The sequence below is a fragment of the Streptomyces sp. NTD107 genome, assembly GCF_059510435.1.
Window position 1 is genome coordinate 100,292 of the sequence record NZ_JCAJZV010000017.1, and the last position, 9,645, is coordinate 109,936.

5 protein-coding genes are annotated in these 9,645 nt (G+C 73.8%); 3 read left to right on the forward strand and 2 right to left on the reverse strand.

Annotated features, from left to right (window positions below; translation table 11 throughout):
- Nucleotides 1-45 precede the first annotated feature (45 nt).
- Nucleotides 46-3,372 (forward strand): ATP-binding protein, encoded by a 3,327-nt coding sequence (locus tag AC5WRL_RS25690; protein WP_496091035.1) that lies wholly within the window; start codon nucleotides 46-48, stop codon nucleotides 3,370-3,372.
- On the opposite strand, the gene AC5WRL_RS25695 is transcribed toward AC5WRL_RS25690, so the two are convergent.
- Both AC5WRL_RS25695 and AC5WRL_RS25700 read right to left on the reverse strand, forming a co-directional pair.
- Nucleotides 3,359-5,257, reverse strand: coding sequence for a sigma-70 family RNA polymerase sigma factor (locus tag AC5WRL_RS25695; RefSeq protein WP_496091036.1), 1,899 nt, complete (start codon nucleotides 5,255-5,257; stop codon nucleotides 3,359-3,361). The genes AC5WRL_RS25690 and AC5WRL_RS25695 overlap by 14 nt on opposite strands.
- A 123-nt stretch (nucleotides 5,258-5,380) precedes the next feature.
- Nucleotides 5,381-6,088, reverse strand: a complete 708-nt coding sequence (locus AC5WRL_RS25700) for a TetR family transcriptional regulator (protein WP_496091037.1) — start codon at nucleotides 6,086-6,088, stop codon at nucleotides 5,381-5,383.
- A 258-nt stretch (nucleotides 6,089-6,346) separates the two neighbouring features.
- Here AC5WRL_RS25700 and AC5WRL_RS25705 point away from each other — a divergent pair, with 258 nt between their 5' ends.
- Nucleotides 6,347-7,714, forward strand: a complete 1,368-nt coding sequence (locus AC5WRL_RS25705) for an NAD(P)/FAD-dependent oxidoreductase (protein ID WP_496091045.1) — start codon at nucleotides 6,347-6,349, stop codon at nucleotides 7,712-7,714.
- Between the two features lie 61 nt (nucleotides 7,715-7,775).
- Entirely contained in the window at nucleotides 7,776-9,443 is a 1,668-nt protein-coding gene (locus tag AC5WRL_RS25710; RefSeq protein WP_496091046.1) for an ATP-binding SpoIIE family protein phosphatase, read from the forward strand.
- Nucleotides 9,444-9,645 lie beyond the last annotated feature (202 nt).

A 9,645-nucleotide genomic window follows, 5' to 3' on the forward strand; every position in this document is an offset into this window, starting at 1 on the left:
CGGGCGTTTCCACCGGGGGGAGGGGTGAGCCGGACAATGGGTGGCGTGCGGTATTTCATCCTGGGTGCCACCGAGGCACGCGACGAGGAAGGGCGTGGCATTCCGCTGGGCGGGCCGCGGGTGCGCGCCCTGCTCACGGCGCTCGCCCTGCGCGCCGGCCGGCCGGGCCCGGTGTCCGTCGGCACGCTCATCGACGAGGTCTGGGGCGACGCCGACCCTCCCGCCGACGCGCCCGCCGCGCTCCAGGCGCTCGTCGGGCGGCTGCGCCGCGCACTCGGCCCGGACGGCAGGACGCTCATCGCCCATCACCGGGCGCCACCCGGCTACCGGCTCACCGCCGACCCCGACCGCGTCGATCTCTTCCGCTTCCAGCGGCTGGTGCGCGAGGCCGAGGCGGCCGGTACGGACCCGGCCGCCGTGGCCCGTACGCTGCGCGCCGCCCTCGCGCTGTGGCGCGGCCCCGCGTTCGCCGATCTGCCCGAGACGGTACGGCGCTCCGCCGCCGCCCGCCCCGAGGCGCTGCGCCGTACCGCGCAGCGCCGCCGGATCGCCGCCGATCTCACGCTCGGCCCCGCCGAGCCGCTGCTCCCCGAACTGCGCGAGCTGATCGACGCGCACCCCCTGGACGAGCCGGTGCGCGCCCTCCACATCCGGGCCCTGCGCGCCGCCGGCCACCCGGCCCAGGCGCTCGCCGCGTACGAGGCGGTACGGACCACCCTCGCCGACCGGCTCGGCACCACCCCGGGGACCGAGCTGCGTACGCTGTACGCGGAACTGCTCGCGCCGCCCGCCCCGCTACCCGCCCCGCTACCCGCCGCCGTCGGCAACATCCGGCCCCGGCTCACCAGCTTCGTCGGCCGCGAGGACGAACTCACCGCACTGCGCGCCGAACTCCCGCACGCCCGGCTCATCACCCTCACCGGCGCCGGCGGGTCCGGCAAGACCCGGCTCGCCGAACAGACCGCCCTCGCCTCCGGGACCACCACCGACTACCCCGACGGCACCTGGATCGCCGAACTCGCCAAGCTCGACCACCCCTCCGCCGTCCCCGGCGCCGTACTCTCCGCGCTCGGCCTGCGCGAGACCACCCTGGAGCACCACCACGACCCCGCCGCCCGGCTCCTCGAATACTGCGCGGGCCGCCGGCTGCTGCTCATCCTCGACAACTGCGAACACGTCATCACGGCCGCCGCCACCCTCGCCGAGACGCTGCTCACCCACTGCCCCCGGCTCACCGTCCTGGCCACCAGCCGCGAACCCCTCGGCGTCCCCGGCGAACTCGTCCGCCCCGTCGAACCCCTGCCGCCCGCCCCCGCCCACCGGCTGTTCACCGAACGCGGCGCCGCCGTACACCGCGACGCGCCGCCCGCCGACGACGCCGCCGTCGCCGAGATCTGCCGCCGCCTGGACGGCCTCCCGCTCGCCATCGAACTCGCCGCCGCCCGGCTGCGCTCCCTCACCGCCCGGCAGATCGCCGCCCGCCTGGACGACCGCTTCCGGCTGCTCACCCACGGCTCGCGCACCGTCCTGCCCCGCCAGCAGACCCTGCGCGCCGTCGTCGACTGGTCCTGGGACCTGCTGACGGAGCCCGAACGCACCGTGCTGCGCCGGCTGTCCGTCTTCGCCGGCGGCTGTACGCTCCCCGCCGCCGAGGCCGTGTGCGCCGACGACGGGAGCACCGTCGCCCCCGCCCAGGTCCTGGGCCTGCTCGGCTCACTCGTCGACAAGTCCATCGTCCTGGCCGACATGGGCGGCGGCACGCGCGGCGGCACCGGCGAAGACAGCGCCGGCGACGGCGGCGGGGACAGCGGCGGGGACAGCGGCGTCCGGTACCGCATGCTGGAGACCATCCACGAGTACGCCACCGAACGCGCCGCCCAGCACCCCGCCGACCGTGCCGCCACCGAGGCCCGGCACACCGCCCACATCCTCGGCCTCCTCCGGCAGGCCGAACCACGACTGCGCGGCCCACACCAACTCCACTGGTTCGACCGCCTCGAAGCCGACCTCGACAACATCCGCGCCGCCCTGCACCGCGCCGTGCGCGACACCGACCGCGCCACCGCCCACCAACTCGTCCTCGGCATGGGCTGGTTCTGGTATCTGCGCAACTACCGCGCCGAGGGCATGGGCTGGATCCAGCACGCCGTCGCCCTGCACCCGGACGCCGAGAGCGACAATCTGCCGACCCCGCCCCCCGGCGAACCCTGGCCGTCCGACCCCTGCTACCTCGACCGGCTGGAACTGCGCCTGCTCGCTGCCTTCCTGATACAGGATCAGTACGGCGACAGCGGCTTCGACCGCACCGACGAGACGCTGTACCGCCAAGCCCGCCGCATCTTCACCGCCTTCGGCGAGACCGCCCCCGAACGCGGCCTGCGCTTCCCCGGCATCATGTGGCCGTTCACCGGCTTCATGATCGGCGAGACCTTCAGCACCGTCGCCGACCGCATGACCCACTCCCTCGCCCGGCTGCGCGCCCGGCCCGCGGACGCCCACGGTGACACCCGCTGGGAGCTGGCCCTGATGCTGCTCTTCCACCTCCGCACCACCCTGGAACTCCCCGGCAGCCACACCGCCGACCACCACATCACCGCCCGCGCCCGCGCCAACCTCGCCGAACTCGAAACCCTCGCCCACCACATCGGCGACCGCTGGCTCAGCGGCCAGACCCACGGACTGCGCGGCGAACACGCCGCCCTGATGGGCGACTACCCCACCGCCGCCACCGAGTTCGAGAAGGCCATCGCCATCGCCGAGGAGGTCGGGGCCCATGCCGAACAGCCGTTCTTCTCCGTACGGCTCGCCGAGGTCCGCTACTTCGCCGGCGACACCGCCGGCGCCCGGCAACTGCTCACCGCCACCGCCGCCCGCGCCGAGGAACTCGGCCTGAACGACTGCCTGGGCCTTTGCCAGTACCTCGGCGCCGTCATGGCCCTGGACCGCGACGACCCCGCCACCGCCCGCGACCTGCGCGAACGCTGTCTGCGCCAGCTCAAGGGCGGCACCCCGGCCCCCATGTTCGAGGTCCTGATGGGCGTCCTCACCTGCCGGCTGCTGCTCGCCGAGGGCGCCCCGTGGCGGGCCGCACTCACCGAACTCCACCACGCCCTGTCCTACGGCAGCATCATGGACTGCACCGACATCCTCTTCAGCCAGGCCGTGCTCGCCGCCGCCCACACCGTGGCCACCGGCGGCCGGACCAGCGCCGCCGCCCGGCTGCTGACCAGCTCCCTCGCGCTGCGCGGCGGCATCCCGCCGTGCCCGACCGAGCGGCGTTTCCTCACCGGCCTGCCGGCGCCCAGCACCGAGCCGCCCCTGGACCGCGCCGCCGCGCTCGCCCTGATCGGCGCCCTGCTCAGCGACAGCTGATCTCCGACCGCGCCCAACTCGCCAGCGCCAGCGTGCTGAGCGGCCCGTCCGGCGAGGTCTCAAGACGGAGCACCGACACCCCGGTCAGCGGCACCTCGACCGCCGCCGCCGTATCCCCGGTGCGCAGCGCACCGGAGGACCGCCACAGCCGGGCCCCGTCCCCGTACACGCTGAACGTCGCCGAGCCGAGGCCGAGGACGTTCATGTCGTCCATCCCGGCGACCGCCCGGTAGGAGGTGCACTCCCGGTTGAGGTCGATGGTCACCGAGGACCGCCCGTACACGGTGATGCCGTGCGGGTAGGAGCGCCCGCCGATCGACACGTCCGAGCGCTGCCACACCCAGCCGCTCTGCCACAGCCGGATCGCCGGCTCCGTGCCGTCGCTGAACAGATCGAAGCTGAGCGACCGCAGTTCGTACGGCTCCGGTTCCGGCTCGGGGGCGGGCTCCGGCTCCGGTTCGGGCTCCGGGGTGGCGGTGGGCGAGGGGGCGGGCTCGGGCGCCTCCGGTTCGGGCTCCGGGACGGGAGCGGGTTCCGGCGGTACGGGTACGGGCTCGGGTTCCGGCTCCGGCTCCGGCGCGGGCTCGGCCGGGGACGGCGGCTCCGGTACGGGCGCCGGGTCCGGCTCCGGCTCGGGTTCCGGCTCCGGGCTCGGGTCGGGCGCCTCGGCGGCCGGCGGCATCACCGGCGCGGCCGGCGGCGGATCGGCCGCCCGCGGCGACTCCTCCTCGCCCGACCCGGCGATCAGTGCGAACGCCAGCACCGCCGCCGCCGCCGCGACCACCACCACCCCGGTGGCGGCCCCGGCCTTCGCGGACGAGCCGAAGCCCTCGCCGGCCAGCCCCGCACCGCCCTTGGCCACCGTCCCGCCGACCCCGCCGGCCGCCGCGGCGGCGCTCGCCGACGCCCCGGCCCCGCCGGCGCCCAGCAGCAGCGCGCCGATCTTGCCCGACGAGCCCGCCGCGAACCAGCCGATGACCGCGATCGGCAGCACCGTACGGATCGTCTCGTTGAGCTTCTTCACCTCGGAGGCGGCCAGCCGGCACCTGGCGCACTCCTCCAGATGCTTGCGCAGCCCCCGCTCCGCCCGGGACCGCAGCTTGCCCCGGGCGAACGCGCCCAGCCGGTCGGCGAATTGCGCGCAGTCCCCGCCATCGGCCGGCACCTGGCCGACATGGGCCTGCAAGTACGCCTGCTTGAGCCCCTCCCGGGCCCGGTGCGCCAGCACCGCCGCCGCGTTCGGCGTCAGCCCGAGCAGCGGCGCCACCTCCTGGGGCGAGGACTCCTCCACCGCCGTGTGCCACAGCACCGTCTGCCAGCGCTCCGGAAGCGACCGGAACGCCTGGACGGCCAGCGACGCCTCGGCCTCCCGCATCGCGATGACATCGGGGCCCAGATCGAGGGTGTCCTCCTCGCTGGCCCGCGCACCGGCCGCCGACACCGCGAACACCGCGAAGTCCTCGACCAGTTGCTCGCGCCGGGCGGTCCGCGCCCAGTCGGCGGCCACCCGCCGTACCGCCGTCAGCAGATACGCGCGCACCGCCGTCTCGGGCCCGGCGCCGCCGCGTACCGCCTGAAGAGTGGCCGCGAACACCTCATTGGTCAGATCGTCGGCGGTGTCGGCGTCCCGGCAGCAGGTACGGGCATACCGCCGCACCGGGTCCCGGTGCCGCCGGTACAACTCGTCGTAGGCCGCCGCGTCGCCCTGCCGCATCCGCTCGACCAGCTCGATGTCGGCCGGACCCGGCTCCTCCGCCTTGTCGCCGGCGGGGCCGTGTTCGCGCTGCCGGGGCACCTTCGAACCCTCCGCGACGCTCTCGCGCCCGCGCTGCTCTCCCGAGCCATCCTGAGCCTCATCAGCGCCGGCGCCGGCGTCAGCACTCATACGGGAAAGCCCCCCGGTATTGACATACATGTCAGCGACAGGGGTCAGGTTGCCACACGTTCGGCCTACCCAGGCCGAAGTTCACCGTAGAACCACTCTTCCGAGGGGCGGCACGAACACACATCAGTCAGCTCGGTCAGCCGTCGCCCGGAGCCCCCGTAACAGCACCTCCAACAGGCGCTCCGCCGCCGCCTCCTGACGCCCCGGATCCGCCAGCCGGGGCGGCGCCGCCGCGATCACCAGCATCACATCCGCCACCGTCACATCCGCCCGTAACTCCCCGGCCGCCCGCGCCCGTTCCACCAACTGCCCCACCGAACCCAGCAGTTCCAGCGTCACATGACTGTCCTCATCCGCCGCGCCCCCGGCTTCCCCCGCGCCCCCCGTGCCCCCCGCACCATTCGCCGGCCGCTCCCAGCTCTCCCGCTGCCTCGGCACCCGCCCCCACCACAGCTCCGGCGGCAGCAACCGCCCCGAACCCGATGCCGCCGACCCACGGACAAACCCCTCAAGCCCCCGCCACGGCTCCCCGCCCGACGCCACCGCCAACGCCTCCGCCGCCCGCTCCGTCAGCCACTGGGTCTGCTCCGCCGCGATGTACCGCACCAGCGCCTCCTTGCTCGGAAACCGCCGGTACACCGTGCCGACCCCCACCCGGGCCCGCCGCGCCACCTCCTCCATCGGCGCCCCGTACCCCTGCTCACCGAACACGTCGCGCGCCGCGCTCAGCACATGCCGCAGATTGCGCTGCGCGTCCACCCGTAACCCACCGGACCGCCCGCCGGCACCCTGCCGCCGCCCGCCCTCGTCCTCGAACCGCATCCCGCTCATATGACCGGCCACCCCCGTCAACGCCCCTCCGTCAGCTGTCCCCCGAACATAGTTCAGCCCACTGACACTGAGAAGCACCGCGCGGCCACACACCGACACCCACCCAGACACCCACCCCGGCACCACCCCGGCACGCACCGGCACCCCCCGACCGCACAGCGCGACCGCCACCGCCGACAACCGCCCGTTCGGCGCAGCGTCCTGTCCGACCTGTGGACAACACCACGCCACTGAGTGCCTTATGGACAGGTGACCAAGGTGACCAAGGACGCCACGAAGCCCCCGCACATCCTGATCATCGGAGGCGGCTCGGTGGGCCTCTACACCGCCCACCGCCTCCAGCGGCACCTGCGGCGCGAGCTCGGCCGCGGTGACATCCGCATCACCATGGTCAGCCCCGACCCGTACATGACGTACCAGCCCTTCCTCCCCGAAGCCGCCGCCGGCAACATCTCACCCCGGCACGTCGTCGTCCCGCTGCGCCGCGTACTCAACCGCTGCCGCTTCCTCGCCGGCGAGGTCACCGCCGTGGACACCACCCGCCGGGTGGCCACCATCCGCACCGCCGCCGCCCAGGAGGGCGGCGCGCCCGCGCTGGAGATCGGCTACGACGAGCTCGTCCTCGCCCCCGGCTCCGTCTCCCGCGTGCTGCCCATCCCCGGGCTCCCCGCGCACGGCATCGGCTTCAAGACCGTCGAGGAGGCCATCGGACTGCGCAACCACGTCCTCGAACAGCTCGACATCGCCTCCTCCACCCGCGACACCGCCATCCGCCAGGCAGCCCTCACCTTTGTCTTCGTCGGCGGCGGGTACGCGGGGGTCGAGGCGCTCGCCGAGCTGGAGGACATGGCCCGCTATGCCTGCCGCTACTACCCCAACATCCGCCCCGAGGAGCAGAAGTGGATGCTCATCGAGGCCACCGACCGGATCCTCCCCGAGGTCGGCCTGGACATGGGCCGCTACACGGTGCGCGAACTGCGCGGACGCAACATCGACATCCGGCTCTCCACCCGCCTGGAGACCGTCGAGAACCGCGTCGCCGTCCTCAGCGACGGCTCCCGCTACCCCACCCGCACCCTGGTGTGGACCGCCGGGGTCAAGCCGCACCCCGTCCTGGCGAGCTGTGGCGTGCCCCTCGACGAGCGCGGCCGGATTCGCTGCACCGCCGAGCTGCGCGTCCTGGACACCCCGCATGTGTGGGCGGCCGGCGACAGCGCCGCCGTCCCCGACCTCACGGCGGACGACCCCACCGCGCTGTGCGCCCCCAACGGGCAGCACGCGGTACGCCAGGGCCGGCACGTCGCCCGCAATCTGCTGGCCACCCTCCGTGGCACCCCGGTCACCCCGTACCGGCACGCCTATGTGGGCTCCGTCGCATCACTGGGCCTGCACAAAGGTGTCGCACAGGTGTACGGGCGCAAGCTGAAGGGCTTCCCCGCCTGGTTCATGCACCGCACGTACCACCTGAACAAGATGCCCACAATCAACCGGAAGGCGCGCGTCGTCGCGGAATGGACCCTTGCGGGATTGTTCAAACGTGAGATTGTCTCTCTCGGCTCCCTGGAACACCCGCGAGCCGAGTTCGAGGAGGCGGCCGGCGGCACCCCCCGCCCGGAACGCCCCTGACGCCCGCATGTGACCATGGGTGGGCGGCGGCTCACACAAGACCACGAATGATCGGATGGCAGTGAACTTCACGCGCTGGAGTATCCGGCTGCCCGGAGCGCAGCGGCGCAACGCCGCTGCCCGGGCGGAGACGGGCAGTGTTCCCGCGGCGCGCACGGAGCAGCCCCAGCCGGCCACCCCGCCCAGGGCCCCGGCCGGCGGGCGCGGGGTCAGCGCCGCCGCCGTCCACGAACTGCTCGGCCAGGTCCCCGCCCCGGTCGCCGTCGTGCACGGCTCCGAGCACCGCCTCGTCTACAGCAATGACGCCTACACCGCCGTCTTCGGCTCCCGCGAGCCGGGAAATCCGGTCCGTGAGTCGCTGACCGAGCTGGTCGACGTCGGCCTGCTGCCCCTGATGGACCAGGTACGGCGCAGTGGCACCTCCCGCACCCTCAAGGCCCGCCGGATCGACGGCACCGCCACCGCCGGCGCCCGCGAGCGGGACAGCTTCTACACGTTCACCTGCACCCCCGTCGAACTCCTGACCCCCGAGGGCGGTACGGCCACCGGCGTCCTCGTCTTCGCCTCCGACGTCACCGACCACGCCGCCTCGGCCGAACGGCTGCGGGAGAGCGAAAGCCTCCAGCGCGAGGCCGCCGTGACCCTCCAGCGCAGCCTGCTGCCGCAGAAGCTCGAACAACCCGACGACCTGCGGGTCGCCGCCACCTACCAGCCCGGCGGCATCGACGCGGCGGTCGGCGGCGACTGGTACGACGTGATCACCCTGGGCGCCGGCCGCACCGCCGCCGTGATCGGCGATGTGATGGGGCGCGGGGTACGGGCCGCCGCCGTCATGGGCCAGCTGCGTACGGCGGTACGGGCCTACGCGCGTCTGGACCTGCCGCCGCACGAGGTGATCCAGCTGCTGGACGGCCTGGTCGGCGAGATCGCCCCGAACCAGATCGCCACCTGCGCGTACACCGTCTACGACCCGAACGAGGGGACCCTCACGTACGCCTCGGCCGGCCATCTGCCGCTGATCGTGCGGGACGCCGACGGCGAGATCCGGCGCGTGACCGATCCGACCGGCCCGCCGCTGGGCACCGGCGGCTGGCTGCACACCTCCGGCTCCGTACCGTTCGGGCCCGGTGCCAGTGCCGTGCTGTACACCGACGGCCTGGTCGAGCGGCGGGACGCCGACATCGACGTGGGCCTCACCGCCCTGGAGCGCGCCTTCGCCGGATCGGGCGACAGCCCGCAGATCGTCTGCGACCGGCTGCTGCGCGCCCTGGGCATCACCGGCGACCACGACGACGATGTGGCGGTGCTGGTGCTGGCCTGCCCCGAACGGGACGGCGAGGAGGCCGACCTCTTCCGGGGCGCGGCACTGGAGCTGCTGGGCGGGGTCGAGGCGGCCTCGCGCGCCCGGGCCTTCGCGGAGGGCGTGCTCACCAGCTGGCGGTTCCCGGAGGAGCTGCGGGAGCTGGGCGTGCTGACCGCCAGCGAACTCGTCGGCAACTCCCTCAAGCACGGCAAGGCCCCGATGCGGCTGCGGCTGCGCAGGACCGATCGCCGGCTGATCGTGGAGGTGACGGACGGGGACGAGCATCTGCCCCGCCGGCAGCAGGCGGACGCGGCGGACGAGACGGGCCGGGGCATCGCCGTGGTGGCCACGATCGCCACGGAGTGGGGCTCCCGGCGGCTGCCGGAGGGCGGCAAGGCCGTGTGGGCCGAGTTCGAGTTGACGTGATGCGGGCCGGTGCGTAATGTTCTCCGAGCTGTCCACCCCTCGGGGGTTCGGACGGCGACTCTCGCCGCCGGCGATCACTTGATCGTTCATGCGGCACTCACTCGAAAGAGAACGAACCCGCGAGGGCCTTATTTGGCTTGCCCAAATACGGTACTCGGGCCCGGATTTGAAATCCGGCGGGGAAATCCTCTAAAGTAGTGAA

What these genes read in the sequence shown, in the direction of transcription:
- AC5WRL_RS25695 (WP_496091036.1), bottom strand. Translation starts at nt 5,257, where the DNA reads ATGAGTGCTGACGCCGGCGCCGGCGCTGATGAGGCTCAGGATGGCTCG.
- AC5WRL_RS25700 (WP_496091037.1), bottom strand. Translation starts at nt 6,088, where the DNA reads ATGAGCGGGATGCGGTTCGAGGACGAGGGCGGGCGGCGGCAGGGTGCC.